Annotated in this window: 13 protein-coding genes; 3 read left to right on the top strand and 10 right to left on the bottom strand. The window is 50.1% G+C overall.

Going from position 1 to position 17223, the window contains the following annotated elements:
* Window positions 1-26: 26 nt before the first annotated feature.
* The 4 genes from AC1S52_RS25105 to rpsT form a co-directional block, all read right to left on the bottom strand.
* Window positions 27-1901, bottom strand: coding sequence for a DNA-directed RNA polymerase subunit gamma (locus AC1S52_RS25105; RefSeq protein ID WP_482031776.1), 1875 nt, complete (start codon window positions 1899-1901; stop codon window positions 27-29).
* Window positions 1902-2036: 135 nt separating this feature from the next.
* Entirely contained in the window at window positions 2037-5357 is a 3321-nt protein-coding gene (gene rpoB / locus AC1S52_RS25110; protein WP_482031777.1) for a DNA-directed RNA polymerase subunit beta, read from the bottom strand.
* Between the two features lie 395 nt (window positions 5358-5752).
* The gene (locus AC1S52_RS25115) at window positions 5753-6589 is read right to left on the bottom strand and encodes a TatD family hydrolase (RefSeq protein WP_482031778.1); all 837 of its coding nucleotides are present in this window, start codon (window positions 6587-6589) and stop codon (window positions 5753-5755) included.
* Window positions 6590-6657: 68 nt separating this feature from the next.
* Window positions 6658-6963, bottom strand: coding sequence for a 30S ribosomal protein S20 (rpsT, locus tag AC1S52_RS25120; protein WP_482031779.1), 306 nt, complete (start codon window positions 6961-6963; stop codon window positions 6658-6660).
* 215 nt (window positions 6964-7178) lie between these two features.
* On the opposite strand from rpsT, the gene hisD reads away from it, so the two are divergent.
* Window positions 7179-8480, top strand: coding sequence for a histidinol dehydrogenase (hisD, locus tag AC1S52_RS25125; RefSeq protein WP_482031780.1), 1302 nt, complete (start codon window positions 7179-7181; stop codon window positions 8478-8480).
* Between the two features lie 79 nt (window positions 8481-8559).
* Here hisD and AC1S52_RS25130 read toward each other — a convergent pair whose 3' ends face one another.
* Complete coding sequence (locus AC1S52_RS25130) at window positions 8560-8952, bottom strand: hypothetical protein (RefSeq protein ID WP_482031781.1); 393 nt, start codon at window positions 8950-8952, stop codon at window positions 8560-8562.
* Between the two features lie 249 nt (window positions 8953-9201).
* Between AC1S52_RS25130 and hslO the strand changes: the two genes are divergently transcribed.
* Window positions 9202-10110, top strand: coding sequence for an Hsp33 family molecular chaperone HslO (hslO, locus tag AC1S52_RS25135; protein ID WP_482031782.1), 909 nt, complete (start codon window positions 9202-9204; stop codon window positions 10108-10110).
* A gap of 165 nt (window positions 10111-10275) precedes the next feature.
* Here hslO and AC1S52_RS25140 read toward each other — a convergent pair whose 3' ends face one another.
* Complete coding sequence (locus tag AC1S52_RS25140) at window positions 10276-10962, bottom strand: fasciclin domain-containing protein (RefSeq protein WP_482031783.1); 687 nt, start codon at window positions 10960-10962, stop codon at window positions 10276-10278.
* Window positions 10963-11231: 269 nt separating this feature from the next.
* On the opposite strand from AC1S52_RS25140, the gene trmB reads away from it, so the two are divergent.
* Complete coding sequence (gene trmB / locus AC1S52_RS25145; protein ID WP_482031784.1) at window positions 11232-11864, top strand: tRNA (guanosine(46)-N7)-methyltransferase TrmB; 633 nt, start codon at window positions 11232-11234, stop codon at window positions 11862-11864.
* 61 nt (window positions 11865-11925) lie between these two features.
* Here the strand turns inward: trmB and devC are convergent, their stop codons facing one another.
* From devC to AC1S52_RS25165, 4 genes are all read right to left on the bottom strand, one after another.
* Complete coding sequence (devC, locus tag AC1S52_RS25150; RefSeq protein ID WP_482031785.1) at window positions 11926-13083, bottom strand: ABC transporter permease DevC; 1158 nt, start codon at window positions 13081-13083, stop codon at window positions 11926-11928.
* Window positions 13084-14196, bottom strand: a complete 1113-nt coding sequence (locus AC1S52_RS25155; RefSeq protein ID WP_482031786.1) for an ABC exporter membrane fusion protein — start codon at window positions 14194-14196, stop codon at window positions 13084-13086. It abuts the gene before it with no gap.
* Between the two features lie 333 nt (window positions 14197-14529).
* A complete protein-coding gene (locus AC1S52_RS25160; protein ID WP_482031787.1) occupies window positions 14530-15336 on the bottom strand; it encodes a hypothetical protein in 807 nt (268 codons plus the stop codon).
* Window positions 15337-15445: 109 nt separating this feature from the next.
* Window positions 15446-17107 carry a peptidase M15A gene (locus AC1S52_RS25165; RefSeq protein ID WP_482031788.1) on the bottom strand — a complete coding sequence of 554 codons (1662 nt, stop codon included), beginning with the start codon at window positions 17105-17107 and terminating at the stop codon, window positions 15446-15448.
* Window positions 17108-17223 lie beyond the last annotated feature (116 nt).

The following is a 17223-nucleotide window of genomic DNA, read 5'->3' on the forward strand; positions in this document are numbered from 1 at the left end:
AAATCCAAAACCCAGAAACCTTTGCTCTACACTGCTAGAGCATCTTGAATTGTCTTGTTGTAGATAATGCGTCCTGGAGTTGTGCGGACGTACTGAGAGATCACATTTCCTTCCGAGTCTTCTCGTATCCGACGGAACTTATAGAATTTGGTGACTGTACCGTCTTCACCGCGATTCTCTTCCAAAACCTCAGTATCCGGTTCATCAGTTTCAACCGCACCCTCAAACCGCACCCAAACATAGGCATGAAGATCGACTTCCTGCTGTTCATAGGCAATGATGGCATCGCTTAGATTAGCAAAGTAGCTTCCTGCACCTCTGGTGGCATCAGGGTTTTCTGCGGTCAGATAGTAACAGCCCAGTACCATGTCTTGACTGGGTGTAATAATCGGACGACCAGTTGCTGGAGACAGAATATTATTAGATGCCAGCATCAATAGCCGTGCCTCTGCCTGGGCTTCCAAAGATAGGGGTACATGTACTGCCATCTGGTCTCCGTCAAAGTCCGCGTTAAACGCAGGACAAACCAGGGGGTGGAGTTGAATCGCCCGTCCTTCGACCAGAATTGGTTCAAATGCCTGAATCCCCAGCCGGTGTAGGGTCGGTGCCCGGTTCAACATTACTGGGTGTCCTTCAATCACTTCCTCCAGCACGTCCCACACCGTTGGGTCGTTGCGCTGAATCAATTTCTTAGCAGCCTTAATGTTGTTGACCAAGCCTTGACGGATCAAACGATGGATGACAAAGGGTTGGAATAATTCGATCGCCATTTCCCTTGGCAACCCGCACTGGTGAATCTTCAGCTTAGGACCGACCACAATTACCGAACGACCAGAGTAGTCTACCCGCTTACCCAGCAGGTTTTGACGGAAGCGTCCCTGTTTACCCTCAATAATGTCTGACAGAGATTTGAGGGGACGGTTATTGGCACCTACAACAGTACGACCCCGACGTCCGTTGTCAATTAGAGCATCCACCGCCTCCTGAAGCATCCGTTTTTCATTCCGGACAATAATTTCGGGGGCAAGGATCTCCTGTAACCGTGCCAGACGGTTATTGCGGTTAATCACCCGACGATACAAATCGTTTAAGTCAGAAGTCGCAAATCGTCCGCCATCCAACTGCACCATCGGGCGCAGATCGGGAGGAATCACTGGAATCACTGAAAGCACCATCCAGTCCGGCTGAGAGCCAGTGGCAATAAAGTTGTCAATCACCCGCAGGCGCTTGATTAACTTTGCCCGCTTTTGCCCTTTGGAGGTTGCAATCTCTTCCCGAAGTTGCTCCGCTTCCTTCTCCAGGGCAATATCCTGTAGCAGGCGTTGCAAAGCCTCCGCCCCAATCCCAACCTCAACTCCAGTGAGTTTCGAGTCTTCACTGTAAAGCTCGTCTTCAATTTCAATCCACTGATCTTCCGTCAGCAGTTGTTTATAGGTCAGATTCTCAGCATTGCCAGGGTTTAACACCACATAGGCATTAAAGTAAACAATCTGTTCCACGTCCCGTAGCGCCATGTCCAGTAGAATTGCCATGTAGCTAGGGATGCCCTTGAGATACCAGACGTGGGCAACTGGGGCAGCCAACTTGATATACCCCATCCGGTGACGCCGCACACGGGACTCTGTGACTTCAACACCGCACCGCTCACAAACAATACCCCGGTGCCGCACCCGCTTGTACTTACCACAGTGACATTCCCAGTCCTTTGCCGGACCAAAGATCCGTTCACAAAAGAGACCATCCATCTCTGGCTTCAAGGTTCGGTAATTAATTGTCTCTGGTTTCGTCACCTCACCGACTACTTGCCCGTTGGGCAGGGCACGCTCCCCCCACTGGCGAATCCGCTCGGGAGATGCCAGACCAATCTTGACATAGTCGAACCGCTGCTCTAGCTTTGGCATCGCTTCTGTTCCTCTTCTCAGTTGTTAGTGTTTGGTTGTTGGTTGTTAGAGGATTTATGACCTATCGTCTTTGCTAGTTCCAATGGTGAGTGATTGGACTACCAACCGCTCACCACTTATTAACTAACAACCGTTTTATTCGTCGCTTTCGTCCATTTCATCCCTCGAAATGGACTCATAGGTCGGTCTTGAGGGAGCGCGGCGGCTGTTAACATCTGCCATCAGATCCACTTCTGTATCACGGCTGGTGCCATCTTCACGGGTATCCAGTTTATGAACCGCAACATCCAGACAGAGGGACTGAAGTTCGCGCATGAGTACTTTGAAAGACTCTGGGGTGCCGGGTCGGGGAATTGCTTTCCCCTTGACGATCGCGTTCAATGCCTCGTTCCGCCCCTGCATGTCATCAGACTTTACAGTCAATAGTTCTTGCAGGGTATAGGCAGCACCGAAAGCTTCCAACGCCCACACTTCCATCTCCCCAAAGCGCTGACCACCCTGTTGAGCTTTACCACCCAAAGGCTGCTGCGTTACAAGTGAGTAGGGACCCGTAGAACGCGCATGGATCTTGTCATCCACCAGGTGAACCAGCTTCAGCATATAGGCTTTGCCAATCGTGATCGGGCGATCAAAGGCTTCACCAGTCCGACCGTCGAACACTTGAGTCTTGCCCGGGTTTTGCTCATCAAACAGCCAATCTCCTCGTACCCCATTCGTGGCTTCTAGTGTCTCTTCGCGGGCTTCCTTCAGTTTTCCATGCACCGTTTCACGAGACTTTTCCTCACCGTGCATTTCATCAAACGGAATCACCTTGAAACGAACACCCAGGTTTTCCGCTGCCCATGCCAGGAGACATTCATAGACCTGCCCCACGTTCATCCGCGACGGCACCCCCAGCGGGTTCAGCACAATATCCACCGGGGAACCATCTGGCAAGTAGGGCATGTCTTCAATCGGCAAAATACGGGAGATAATACCCTTGTTGCCATGCCGTCCCGCCATTTTGTCACCCACTTGAATCTTGCGCTTCTGAGCCACATAAACGCGAACAACCATGTTGGCACCGGGAGGTAATTCATCCCCCTGTTCCCGAGTAAAAACTCGGACATCGACGACCCGACCTTTCTCACCATTTGGCACGCGCAGGGAGTTATCGCGAACATCCCTTGCCTTTTCGCCGAAAATAGCCCGCAGCAACTTTTCTTCGGGAGGTTGGTCAGATTCCCCTTTCGGAGTCACCTTCCCAACTAAAATGTCACTTGCTTCAACCCAGGCACCAATCCGAATGATGCCAGTTTCGTCTAACTGACGTAAGGCATCTTCACCCACGTTCGGAATTTCACGGGTAATTTCCTCAGGACCTAGCTTAGTCTGACGGGCTTCAATCTCGTATTTTTCAACGTGGATCGATGTGTAAACATCTTCGTAAACCAGGCGTTCGCTAATTAAAATCGCATCCTCGTAGTTGTACCCTTCCCAGGGCATATAGGCAACGACGATATTCTGACCCAGTGCCAGTTCACCCTGCTCAGTTGCTGAGCCATCTGCCAGAATTTGTCCCGCAGACACCTTATCACCTGTAAACACAATGGGGCGCTGATTCAGACAGGTATCCTGGTTAGACCGCTGATACTTTTGCAACTGATATTCAATCTCACGCCCATTGGCATCTCGAACCCGAATTCGATCAGCTGAAACAAAGGTGACTTCCCCGTCGGTACGGCTAACAATTACCATCCCAGAGTCGCGCGCTGCCTGTGCCTCCAGTCCCGTTCCTACCAGGGGACGCTCTGGACGCAAAAGGGGAACCGCCTGTCGCTGCATGTTAGAACCCATGAGGGCACGGTTTGCATCATCATGCTCCAGGAATGGAATCAGGGAGGTGGCAACAGAAATAATCTGCACCGGAGAAACCGCAACATAATCCACCTCATCGGGGGTTGTGGTCGTAAAATCTTGACGATAACGCACGGGCACCTGTTCGCCTAAAATGCGCCCTTCTTCGTCCATTGGAATGTCACCCGGAGCAACCCGCAGATCGTCTTCCTCGTCGGCGGTCATATATGCCGGAGGAATGTCCTTACGCACACGACCATTCTCAACTTTATAGAAGGGCGTTTCAATGAAGCCGTAGGCATTGACGCGGGCGTGGGTCGCCAGGGAACCGATGAGTCCTGCGTTAGGACCTTCCGGTGTCTCAATCGGACAAATTCGCCCGTAGTGAGAAGGGTGAATATCACGCACCGCGAAACCTGCCCGTTCTCGCGTTAGACCACCAGGACCAAGGGCACTGAGACGGCGCTTGTGGGTCAACTCTGCCAGAGGGTTAGTCTGATCCATGAACTGAGATAGCTGAGAGGAGCCAAAGAACTCCTTAATTGCAGCCACCAGAGGTTTGGGGTTGACCAGGGATGCAGGGGTTAGAGAATCGGCATCAGAAACAGTCATCCGTTCCCGAATAATCCGTTCTAGACGATTTAAGCCGACCCGCACCTGATTTTGCAACAACTCACCGACTGAGCGGACGCGACGGTTACCCAGGTGATCAATGTCATCAATGCTACCAATGTCAAATTCAAGATTGATCAGATAGTCGATCGCCGCCAGAATATCCTGAGGGGTCAAAACTCGCATTCCCTCAGGCACGTTCAGGCGTAACTTGCGATTCAACTTGTAGCGACCCACTTTACCAAGGTCGTAACGTTTGGGGTCGAAGAAGCGAGAATCAAGCAACTGCTGACCACCCGATACGGTGGGCGGTTCACCGGGACGCAATTTGCGGTAAAGCTCCATCAGAGCTTCTTCTTCCCCAAACTGACCTTCCTTTTCAATCGTCTTCTGAAAGTACTCTGGATGGCGGAGGGCATCAAAGATTTCCCCATCAGTAAGTCCCAGTGCCTTCAGCAGCACTTGGGCAGATAATTTGCGGGTTTTGTCAATCCGAACCCAGACCAGATCATTTTTGTCTGTTTCAAATTTGAGCCATGCACCCCGGTTGGGGATCAGGCTGGCATTGTAGGTGCGGCGTCCGTTTTTGTCGGTTTCAGACTTGTAGTAAACACCGGGACTCCGGACAATCTGGTTGACGATGACCCGTTCCGCTCCGTTAATAATGAACGTTCCACGATCGGTCATCAGGGGCAAATCCCCAATAAAAACCTCTTGTTCCTTAATTTCGCCTGTCTCCTTATTAACTAGGCGAGTTGGAACGTACATCTGGACGGCGTAGGTACTGTCTCGCCGCTTGGCTTCATCCACATCATACTTAGGACGTTTCAGCTTAAAATCCTTACCTAGAAAATGAAGCTCTAGTTTGCCGGTGTAGTCTGTAATTGGTGAGAAGCTATCGAGTTCCTCAATCAGCCCCTCTTCAAGAAACCAACGAAAACTCGCCCGCTGAATCTCAACCAGGTCTGGTAAAGTGAAAGCGGGTATATTGTAAGTTTGCTCAGTCATGCGTCTCCTTCGGAAGGTTCACGCCCAGCGCGAATCCCAGATTTTACAGAGTTTGTACGAATAAGTCAATACAAAATTCCTGGATTCCAGTCAGAACCCAAGTAGCGATCTATTCAGTTAATCAGGTGGTTGACAGTCCAGGGGAAGCTCCAATCATTTGTGTGATGTATGTGGGTTACATAAATAACCCCAGAAGTCAGCCTAGAGATAGACAGGATTCAGCCAAAACTGCTAGTCAAACTAGTTTCCGGGGAAAACTTGGCAATAGGAGTAAAGATTAACTTCTAGCATTCAGGCGAATTAGGTTTGAGATTATTGATCATCCGGTGTAGACACTTCCATCCATTATGGCGTAAGAATTCTTAATTTGGCGCTGCTTAGCAAAATTTTGGGCTTCAGTCAACAGTAACGCTACTTAACTCTAACCGAATTAAATCGGATTCTTCAGGAACTGGCAAATTGAACAATCTACAGGCGTTTTGAGTCGTCTGCTCGGCAAGCTCTTCCAGAGAAATTTGGCGCAATTGAGCCATTTGCTGAGCAACATACTGCACGTAGGATGGTTCGTTGCGCCTTTGACCTCGTTTAGGAACAGGGGCAAGAAATGGACAATCGGTTTCAATTAACAGCCGATCGCAGGGTACCACCCTGGCTGACTCCTGCACCTGAGTCGCGTTCTTAAAGGTCACAATACCGCTGAAGCTGATATAAAAACCCAGATCCAGAAACCATTCTGTTTCCTCTGGGGTGCCACTCCAACAGTGCATCACCCCAGGTACAGATCCCTCAGTTTGCCACAGTTGACGTAACCAGTCTGCCATTGAAACCGCAGCATCGCGACAGTGAATGATCACGGGCAGGTTCAAATTGCGGGCGATCGCTAACTGGGACTCAAATGCCTGTCTCTGCTGCTCTTGGTTAGTTGCCTTAAAAAAGTCCAAGCCAGTTTCACCAATTGCCACAACCCTCGCGTCAGATCTTGCAAGCCTTAAAATTTCCTTGACAGAATCATCTGTCCAGCGCTCTTCCACATCCAGAGGATGGAGTCCAACGGCAAAAAACAGCTCTGGGAATCGATTTGCGATCGCCTGAATCCCAGAAAACTCGCCAGGCTCCACACACGAATGAATAAGCCGCACAACACCAGCAGCGCGCCAACGACGCGCGACAGTGTCCAGATCAGACTGGAATGCATCAAAGTTGATATGAACGTGGGTGTCAATCAACCGCATGGGAACAGGAGGCTAAGGATTAGAGCTAGGAACGACCGTTTGCGAGAAACAACCTGGAGCCTAGCACTCTAAGAAGCCACCGATTGAGGCACTTCATGATGTTTCAGCGCTCGAGCCAGACGGGATTTCTTCCGCGCTCCTGTATTAGGGTGGAGCGCGCCACGCTTGACTGCCTTATCAATCTTGCTATAGGCAGACGACATACTTTGCTGAACTTCTTGCATTAGCTCAGGACTAGGATCAGCAGCATAGCTGTTAACTGCTGAAAAACACTTCTTCATCAACGTCTTGACCGCTGACTTGTAACTCTTATTTCGTAGTCGATTGCGCTCGGCAATCTGAACTCGCTTGATGGCAGACTTGATATTAGCCACAGTAAATCCTGAAGACCCTATCTATTGAACTCTGTTGAACAAACATACATCATACTAGATAAATTACTATAGCATCTTCTCCAGACGATTCGTGATCCCCTGAAATTACAGGTTAAGCTAGAGAAATGAGTACAGGTGCAATCGACATTATGCTGTCGAAATAGTTAAGATCTGTTCTCAACCGGGCAACTCCTTAAGACTGGCATACCTACTCCATGCTGCGAATCATTACTCAGCGATCTGAGGCGCGAATTGAACTGCTACGGATCTGTGAGCGCACCCATGACGATCAGGTCATTCATAAGGAGGCAACGGTGCGAGAAGTGCTTCAGACTGTGAAGCGCCAGGGAGACAAGGCACTGCTGCATTACACCTTAGAATTTGATCGGGTTAATTTGTCTCTTGACAATTTGCGGGTGAGCGGTTCCGAATTGGATGCTGCTTACCAGCAGGTTTCTAAAGATCTACTGAACGCTATTCAATTAGCCTGCCGCAAAATTGAGGCATTTCATCGACAACGGATTCCCAAGAGTTGGGTTCATTTTGGGGAGGATGAAGTTGTCCTGGGTAAGCGATACACGCCGGTTGACCGAGCAGGACTTTATGTACCTGGAGGGTTGGCATCCTATCCCAGTACAGTGTTGATGAATGCAGTTCCAGCAAAGGTTGCTGGAGTTCCCCGGATTGCAATGGTCACACCACCCGGGGGGGATGCAGGAATTAATCCAGCCGTTCTGGTGGCTGCCCAGGAAGCGGGCGTACAAGAGATATATCGGGTGGGTGGGGCGCAGGCGATCGCGGCGCTTGCTTATGGGACAGAAACGATCCCAAAAGTGGATATGATTACGGGACCCGGCAATATTTATGTCACCCTGGCAAAGAAATTGGTTTTTGGGACGGTGGGGATTGATTCCCTGGCAGGTCCTTCCGAAGTTCTGATCATTGCTGACAAGACGGCTAATCCTGTGTTTGTGGCGGCTGATATGCTGGCACAGGCAGAACATGACCAGTTGGCAGCCGCAATTTTGCTTACAGACGACTCGGTGCTGGCACGGAAGGTAGTGGAAGAGGTGGAGCGCCAGCTAGTAGATCACCCGCGTCGGTTGTTGACGGAAAAGGCAATCGCCCATTATGGCTTAGTTGTTGTGGTCGAGTCCCTTGAAGCTGCCGCAGAACTGTCTAATGATTTTGCGCCAGAGCATCTAGAGCTTGAAATCGAAGACCCCTGGTCCCTGCTAGAAAAGATCCGCCATGCTGGAGCCATTTTCCTGGGTTGCTCAACTCCAGAAGCCGTAGGCGATTACCTTGCAGGTCCAAACCATACATTACCAACTTCCGGCTCTGCCCGCTATGCCTCAGCCTTAAGCGTTGAGACATTCTTGAAGCATTCCAGTCTGGTGCAATACTCACCGACGGCTCTACAGAATGTTGCTGGAGCGATCGATGCTCTGGCAAGGACAGAAGGTCTCCATTCCCATGCTGAATCAGTTCGGTTAAGAGTCGAAGAATCGGAATAACTGAACCCCAGATCCTTTGGAATCCCACGATCAACCCCAGCGCGATCGCACCATTTAAATCGCATAAACCGCAACGGATCTATGCTTCCGCGTGATTGGTTGCCAAAAATTGCTTTAAGCGCAGCAAGCTCAGAGTCTGACTCAAGTTCAGGGGCAGTAAGGAAACTCCTTCCAACCTTGACTGAACCCAACCCTCACCCCACGACCATTCATGATAGCCATCGATCCCCCTGCTTAAGAGCAAGCGCAGGCAATTTTCTTCCAGTCGATCAACATATTGCTGAATCGGAACAGGACCAACCCAACTGGTGAAAGTCAATCCCGCATTCAACTGTTCAGGCAATCCGCGATCGATCTGGGCTGGAGCTAACCACTGTTGAAGTTTAGCTGACTGAGTCAAGCTTTCCCGCAGAGCTTGTTCGGATGCAGGGACTTCAATTCGGAGGCTACTCTGCTGAAAAGTACCAAACATAAAAAGGGTATTAGTGGAGTGACTTGCTTTTAGTATGGCAGATGAGCCGATGAAGCGAGCGAAGGGTGAGGCGTAAAATATCTCTCACTCAAAAAACCTTTTAACTCAACATTCTCAACTCAACACTCTCCACTCCTTCCTCTTCCCTCACTTCTATCACCTCTGCCCCTCCTTCCTTTAGACTTAATTATCTCCACTCTCTTCACCCCCTACAATAGAGATAGACTGTAAAGAAACGTAAGGGATTTCATGGCTGATCAACTCGTTCGGGCAACTGCGGCAAAGGGTGGAATCCGGGCTGTAGGTGCAATCACAACACAATTGACCGAGGAAGCCAAGCAGCGCCACAAGCTTTCCTATGTCGCCACAGCCGCCCTAAGTCGAACAATGACAGCGGGGCTATTACTTGCTTCTGGGATGAAACGCCGAGGCTCAAAGGTCACCCTTAGGATTCAGGGAGATGGTCCTCTGGGTCGGATTGTTGCAGATGCGGGTTTGGATGGAACCGTGCGCGGGTTTGTAGATTATCCCGAAGCGGAATTGCCACCAACGGATAGTGGAAAGTTTGATGTCGGTACAGCCGTTGGGCGGTTGGGCTACGTTTATGTCCTGCGGGATGAGGGGTTGGACTATCCCTATACCAGTACAGTAGAGATCGTTTCAGGCGAAGTAGGAGAAGATGTAGCCAACTACCTGGCTTACTCAGAACAAACTCCTTCAGCGCTGGTATTAGGAGAATCGTTTGATACCCGTGGGGTTAATGCCTCTGGTGGGCTTTTAATTCAGGTGTTACCGAAGGCTGCCAATGATGAGGCGTTGGTAGCGGAATTGGAGTCCAGAGTTACGTCGTTGGCAGGTTTTACTCCGCTGCTTAAAGAAGGAAAGACTCTGCCAGAAATTTTTGAGCAACTCTTGGGAGGACTGGATTTACAGATTTTCCCAGAAACACAGCCTCTGCGGTTTCACTGCGGATGCTCCTACGATCGCGCCTTGGGAGCACTAAAACTATTTAGTATTCCTGAATTGCAGGACATGATCATTAAGGATCAGGGAGCAGAAGCGATTTGTGATTTCTGCGGTAACGTTTACAAAGCAGATGTTAATCAGTTAGAGAAGCTGATTGGGGACTTGCAGAAAGAAATGGTTACTCGTGAATAAGCAAGACAGGGTCGGGGTTATTCATCAGCCGTTCTTAGTTCGCGACAGTTTTTCAGAAAAAGCTGAATCCTCTCATTCTGGATGATCATGTCCTGCAAAAAGAGGCATAGCTCTGCTATGCCTCTTTTTGCTTACGCTCTGAAAGCTCTAGTGATGTTAATCAAATTACATTTCAGGAGGCAGAATCACCTTGTCGATGACGTGGATAACGCCATTAGTGGCTTTGATGTCGGGGGTGGTGACGTTGGCATCGTTGACCTTGACGCTGCTGCCATTCACACTGACTTCAACAGGTGCCCCTTCAACGGTTTGAACTTGTCCACTCTTTAGATCGGCAGATTCAACTTCACCAGATACCACATGGTAGCTCAGGATCTTTTTGAGTACTTGCTTGTTCTCTGGTTTCATCAGCTTTTCTACGGTGCCAGCAGGCAGCGCTTCAAATGCTGCATCTGTTGGCGCAAAAACGGTGTATGGTCCTTGCCCGGAAAGTTCCTGATTGAGTCCAGTTGCTTTTAGTGCGGCGGTTAAAGTCGTAAAGGAACCATTTGAGGAAGCGACATCAACGATGGTGCCGGTTTCAGCCGCTTGGGGAGTGGTTTCAGCTTCGGGCGTTGTAGAGGTGGGAGCCGCAGGCTCAGTAGTCAGAGGCGCGGGAGCAGTAGGCTCAGCAGTCGCTGGGGCAGGGTTTGCCGGGACTTCTTGAGAGGTCGTTTGGGGCTTTGTTTTCATTCTATTCACAGCTTCGCCCACACCTGCCAGTGCCGGAAGGCTAAACAGAGCAGCAGTCGAGGCGATCGCCATCAAACCTGCAACTTTGCTGACTGAGTGTTTTACCGTTTGAATATTCACTGGTGCAAACTCCGTACAGACTATAAAGTTCTGTTTAAGATTATTGCGAAGCCTTAAAGTTTCTATGAACCTAAAGAGGTATTTTGACTCTACAAATTCACCGTCAAAATAAACCTTGCGGCAGATTTACTCTCAGGAAAGTTTTAACCTCTGAGATTTAGGAAAATGGAATGGGTAAGTGGTGAAAGCGAATTACAGCCAGAACCATTGAAGCTAGGGACGTACTGACAAACCACTATCATATAGACAGTAAGTTCCTGGAGGTTCTATTGCCTATTGTCCGTGTGCGTGAACATGTAAATCCCCTCAGCAAAAAATATCAGGCTCCACTCATTCCCCCCGATTGGCAGAGAGTATATGGTTTACCCAATCAAGCCCTTCATCTCGACATTGGATCTGGAAAGGGACGGTTTCTGCTGGAGATGGCGCAGAAGCAACCGGAATGGAATTTTCTTGGACTGGAAATCCGAGAACCCCTGGTTGAGCAGGCGAATCGTTGGCGAGGAGACCTGGGATTGGTCAACCTATTTTATTTGTTTGGTAACGCTAATAATTCTCTGCGTCTTGTTCTGGAGTCTTTACCGGAAGGAGTGCTACAGTACGTCACGATTCAGTTCCCCGACCCCTGGTTCAAGCGTAAGCATCAGAAACGTCGGGTAGTACAACCCGAAATCGTTGTAGATCTGGCAGAGGCGTTGCCTACTGGCGGTGTGGTATTTCTTCAATCAGATGTGAAAGAAGTCGCTGCGGAAATGCGCGATCGCTTCGATCATCACCCTGCCTTTACTCGCCAGCATCCTGAGTGGCTGACTGACAACCCTCTGCCCGTTATGACTGAACGAGAGCTTTCCACCCTAAAGCGAGGAGAATCCGTGTATCGGACGCTGTTTATCAGGCAGTGAGGGGGGAGCTTATCCCATCCTTCAGGAACGCCACAGGCAATATTGTCTAACCCCCTGACCGCTAAAAAATATCCGCCGGATCTGCATCCTGCACCCTGCGAACTGCGATCGCGCCTGAAAGCACACACATAATCACGGTCAGACAGAAAACCAGAATGGCTCTTGCCAGGGTCATTCCGATGGGAAGGGCGGTTGCATTGCGAGTCAGGTTATAAAGCCCGATAGAGAAGATGAAACCGGGAATGTATCCCAGGACTGAGAGAATCAAGGCTTCCTGAAACACAACGGACAGCAGGTACAGGTTTTTGTAGCCCATCGCTTTCAGTGTGGCGTATTCTGCCAGGTGGTCTGAGACATCGGTATAGAGGATTTGGTAGACGATGACGGTACCTACCACAAATCCGATCGCCGCTCCCAGAGTAAAGATAAAGCCAATCGCGGTACTGCTTTTCCAGTAGTTTTGTTCAAACTCGATAAACTCTGGCTTGGTCAAAATCACCACATCTTTTGTGACGGCTTGAATGTCGCGCTTTAGTTGGTCAGCTATTTTCTGGACATCGGTTCCTGGCTTCAGCTTAATGGAGCCAACGTCAATCAGTCCTATTTCCCGGCTGGGAAAGATCCGCAGAAAGTTGAGATCGCTGGTGATAAAGTTTCCATCTGCGCCAAAAGATGCCCCCATGTTAAACAAGCCGCCAACCGTCACCCGCCGACCGTCAATTTCTGTAATCACCGGCTTCCCTTCGTTGTATAGCTGGGAGATCGGTCCAAACTCTTCCCTGGACTTGGCATCGAACAACACGACATTTGGTTGTCGAATTGGATCTAGATTCGTAACTATTTCTGAGCTAAATACTGAGTTGTTTGGGTCAAAGCCGATCGCTAGAATGCTACGAGTACTGCGATCGACTGGATTTTTCCAAAAGCCAAACCCCAGATAAAGTGGGCTAACTGATTCCACCCCTTCATACCCTAACGTCTGATACAGCCGCCGCTGGGAAAACGTCCGCATGGCAATCAATGCCGTTGATTGGGGGCTAATCAGAAACACCTCACCTTCGAGGTTTTGGTGCAGCCGAACCGAACTGTCAAACAGAGCATCCTGAAAGCCCATTTGCACAAACATCAAAATAACGGCAAACCCAATCCCAGCAAGGGCAATCAGTAACCGAATTCGTTCACGTTTAAGTTGTAACCAGGCAAGGGGAATCGCAAACATTTATTGAGAAAGAATTTTGATGCTGACTCTAGAGTTGGTCAGCCCGGTCACTGATTTACTGTCATCTAGCCGGACTTTAACTTCAACCACACGGGTATCGGTGTCAGCCACAGGGTCAGTGTTTAGAACATCATTCCGGCGAATTTGTAAGCCCACATGGTCAACCGTTCCGGCAATGCTGCCAGGAAAAGCCTGACTCAGACTGGTAATGGTGGCTCTCTGCCCAGTCTGCACTCTGCCGATTGAAGTTTCATCAACCTCGGCAACCGCATACATCTGATCGGTTTTACCTAATTCAGCAACCCCATTGCACTGTTGGCTATTACTGCTGCCTAATGTCCCAATCTGTTCGCCTTCTTTAACCCGAATTTTGAGAATTTGTCCTGAAATGGGAGTCCTCACTGCCGAGGTTTCCATTTCGGCTTTGGCACGTTGAAGACTGGCGATTGCCACTTGAAGCTGTGCCTCTGCCTGCTGCACATCGACCGGACGTACCTGTGCCAGACTGTTCGTTTTACTGATTGCCTGCTCAATTTGCCGCGTGGTGGTTTGCAAAGCTAATAGACGGCTATCTCGAGCAGATTTGGAAATAGCTCCATCCTGGTAAAGCTGTTCGTAGCGCTGGTACTCTGCCAGAGCATTCGCTCGTTCAGCCTCCCAACGGGCAACTTCAGCTTGCTGCGCCTGAATTTCAGCCGGTTTAGCTCCCGTTTTTGCCTGAGCCACACGAACCTGTGCTTCCTGCACCTGTGCCTGTGCCTGAAACGCATTAGCATACAGGCGATCGTAGGTATCCAGCACCGCAAGCACCTGGTTTTCTTTGACGCGATCGCCCTCTTTCACCATCCACTTGCGAATCACGCTATTGAATCCGCTGCTGGAGGAAGGAGATGCTACACAGAACACCTCACCTCCCGGCTCTAATCTCCCCAAAGCTGAAACCTCTCCACCAGGTTGCTCGGCAGCAGTTGATGCGGCAGGAGGAGCCGTAACGTTCTGGTTCGTGGTGGACGGGCGTAATGCCAGAAAAATGCCCCACCCGGTCACACCCAGCGCCAGGATAATTAGCCCCACAATGAACTTACCGGATGATCTAAAAAGAGGATCTAGCACACAGACAACTCCACAATCGGGACATAAGCCCACAGTCCTAAGAAATTTTAAACAATTCTTACACGAGTGGAGCGAGTGATCTCAGGAATGAGGAGGGGGAGAAGGGGAAGAGTTGAGAATTGAGAGTTGAAAGTGAAGCGTTGAGATCGAGAGTTCGGAGTTCTAAAATTCCCAGGAAATAGCGAAGGGGTAAAGGATGAAGGGTAAAGGCAGAGAGCAGAAGGATGAAGGCAAGCTGACATCTGACACGTCAATCCCTACCCCCTGATCCTTCACTGCCACTGACTACTGACCACTTACAACTAACAACACCTCTCCCCTCTCCCCTTACCTCTAATTATGAGCCATGCGAGTGGTTCTAAAGGTAACGTTTGAGCCTTCCTGGGTTTGCTCCAGTACAAGCAGAGGAGTGGGTTTTGCTTTCTGATCCCAGTGCATATTAGCAATTCGCCCCTGGATAGTGGGTTGCCAGGTCGCATTTTCTCCGGCTGGACTGAGGAAGGTTTCCATGCAGTCGATAATCTGATTAATAGTGACCGACGTAGGCTGGGTTGGCAATTTAAAGATTTTGATCTGAACCCGGAACAAAACTCGCTTAGTTCCTTTGGGTAAATCTCCCGGTTCGTACTCGACATCAAAGATTTCATCAATCTGCCGCCCGGTACTGGCAATTCCAATTTCCCCCTGATGACCTTGGTTGGGTCGCAGCGCGATGGTGATTTTGTCTTTGACCTTAATTTTGATCTGATTCAAAATGGCAAAATGAAAGACTTCCTCTTCCATTCGCATCCGCAGGTAGTCCAGGTTAAATTCCCGCGAGTGGATCAGATCGGGGTTTCGCTCCATTTTGCCGATGGTCTCAACGGCATACTTGAGCTTTTTCTGAAGTTCCCGGTTCTTAAAAGTTTCAAATTTAAGTTGTTTTCTAACCTTATCCACACTCAGTTTTGAAAGCACACCTAAGGCAATCAACAAAACAGCTAAACCACCTGTGGTGTACATCCAAATAGAAGAGGTAGACTCAGAGGCGACGGAACCTACCGCCTTGGCTGGCTCTGTTGTGGCTGTTTTGGGTTTAGCGGCGGGCTTGCTAGAGGTTTGAGCCAACCAGGGAGCTATAAGGGGGATAGGGGTTGACATAGCGATAATTCATGTTTGCCTAACGTCTGTCTATCTGTAGAGTTCCCCTAATTCGGTACTTGACATCACTAACATAGCCGAAACCAGGGGAAATACGGACAAATTTGCTTCATCTTAACCAGCGAATTCGGCAGTTTTTGGCATCAATGTAAATCAGATAAGGGTTGTTGATGTAGCGTCCCAATCCCCCTGCCCACCACGGATCCAGGAACCAATAGACCTGGTTGCCGGTTAGCCCATTACAGTAAAAAACGATCGCATCCCCAAGGGCATGACGGGCTACCGAATTTTCTCCTATCCTACCGTCGATCTGATCAGGGATATACCACTTGACCACATGGAGGGGGCGTCCAATGCGATCGCGTGCCTGCTCTGCCAGTTGTGCAATTCGGACAATCCCATCCACCACTGACTGATTGACTGGCATTCGAGTTCCCCCATGGGTGGCTTCTGCCCAGGTAAAGCTACCGTTTGGGAGGATGTTGGCAAAGATGTAGATACTCGTAGGTGTCCAGCGATCAGGCTGGGTAGGCGAGAGGATAGTTGACGGTGGCAGGGGCGCATCTGGAGAACCCCGCGGCGCAGTTGCCATTTGCTTCAGGTCTTGATACAGGGATTGAACCGTCGGCTCTCTGGCGGTAATGCCACGCCAGAGCTGAACCAATTCCATGAGAGCATCCCGCTGATGCTCTAAGCCTTCGTAGCTAATGGGAATGTGGTGAATGAAGTCCAGCAGTGCCCGATCTAGCTGTAGAGCTGCCTGGGTCAGATCACTTTGCCTGGGACTGGAAGCAGATAGCATATCGGGGTTGACTCCCAGGGCAATTAGGGCAGCACTGCGGGACTCCAGTTGTTGCCAGAGCCGAAATCCTTCCACCAGGGCATTGCGTTGCTCTCCCTTACCTTGATAAGTCTGAGGAATGCGCTGAAGCAGAGCAATCAAAGCCCCATCTAGCAGATTACGATTGGGAGCGGGAGAAGGGGACGTTTGCAGGCAGGCGATCGCCGCTTCGCGCGAGTCTAACTGGTGCCAGCGCTGAACCAGGTAAATCAGTGCCTCTCGCTGATAGGGGTAACCTTCATAGGCAGCAGGCATACCCTGGGCAAACCGCATCAGGGCAGGATTCATCACGACGAAATCCGTGGGTTCATCGGTTCCTGGTGAGCCAATCTTCAGAGCCGTAAGTGCTTCATTTCGCAGGTTCAGCCTGCACCAAATGCGCACGGCTTCTAGGAGGGCATTTTGCTGGTAGAGTAGCCCCTGGTAGTAACGAGGCACCTGCTCAACAAACGCCTGCAATGCCTGATCAAGGTACAACTGGCTGGAAGGGGCATCGCTGGTTTCCAGATCCAGCTTCAGGTCTGCTGAGTAAGCCTGCATTAAAGCCTGGGCATTACTCACCTCCAGAAGTGCCGCATCGGAATCGCTGCCAGATGCGGTGAAACCAGCGGCGATCGCCCGAATCAGCTTTTCCCCATAATGACCTTTCTCGGCATCCCAAAAGTCCGCAGGCTTCCAACCTTCAACCACCCGATGGTTGATCAAGCTGCGAATTGTACTGGCAGCGTACTGCACCTGTTGTGGAAAGGTATTCACCTGTTCCAGGGCAATCCGATTCACGGGTGAGATACCCAGTCCAGTCTCCCCATCTGTCAGGGATGGACTATTATGAACCTGATAAAGTGCCGCCAGAATTGGTTTGTGGATACCAGCCCGTTCTGCTTCCTGAAGATATAGGGCATTGCGTTGGAGCGGGGTGAGTAAATCCATATTTGGTAGGGACAGAAACAGGAACCAGGGAGGAGTGAGTCACGGAAGGGGTGAAGAGGACAATATTTCTAACTCAAAACTCTCAACTCTGAAATTCTCCCCTTCAATCACCGTTC

Source organism: Kovacikia sp. CALU 1929 (assembly GCF_056784235.1).

What these genes read in the sequence shown, in the direction of transcription:
- hisD (WP_482031780.1), top strand. Translation starts at nt 7,179, where the DNA reads ATGCTGCGAATCATTACTCAGCGATCTGAGGCGCGAATTGAACTGCTA.
- hslO (WP_482031782.1), top strand. Translation starts at nt 9,202, where the DNA reads ATGGCTGATCAACTCGTTCGGGCAACTGCGGCAAAGGGTGGAATCCGG.
- AC1S52_RS25160 (WP_482031787.1), bottom strand. Translation starts at nt 15,336, where the DNA reads ATGTCAACCCCTATCCCCCTTATAGCTCCCTGGTTGGCTCAAACCTCT.
- AC1S52_RS25105 (WP_482031776.1), bottom strand. Translation starts at nt 1,901, where the DNA reads ATGCCAAAGCTAGAGCAGCGGTTCGACTATGTCAAGATTGGTCTGGCA.
- devC (WP_482031785.1), bottom strand. Translation starts at nt 13,083, where the DNA reads ATGTTTGCGATTCCCCTTGCCTGGTTACAACTTAAACGTGAACGAATT.
- AC1S52_RS25130 (WP_482031781.1), bottom strand. Translation starts at nt 8,952, where the DNA reads ATGTTTGGTACTTTTCAGCAGAGTAGCCTCCGAATTGAAGTCCCTGCA.
- rpoB (WP_482031777.1), bottom strand. Translation starts at nt 5,357, where the DNA reads ATGACTGAGCAAACTTACAATATACCCGCTTTCACTTTACCAGACCTG.
- AC1S52_RS25115 (WP_482031778.1), bottom strand. Translation starts at nt 6,589, where the DNA reads ATGCGGTTGATTGACACCCACGTTCATATCAACTTTGATGCATTCCAG.
- AC1S52_RS25165 (WP_482031788.1), bottom strand. Translation starts at nt 17,107, where the DNA reads ATGGATTTACTCACCCCGCTCCAACGCAATGCCCTATATCTTCAGGAA.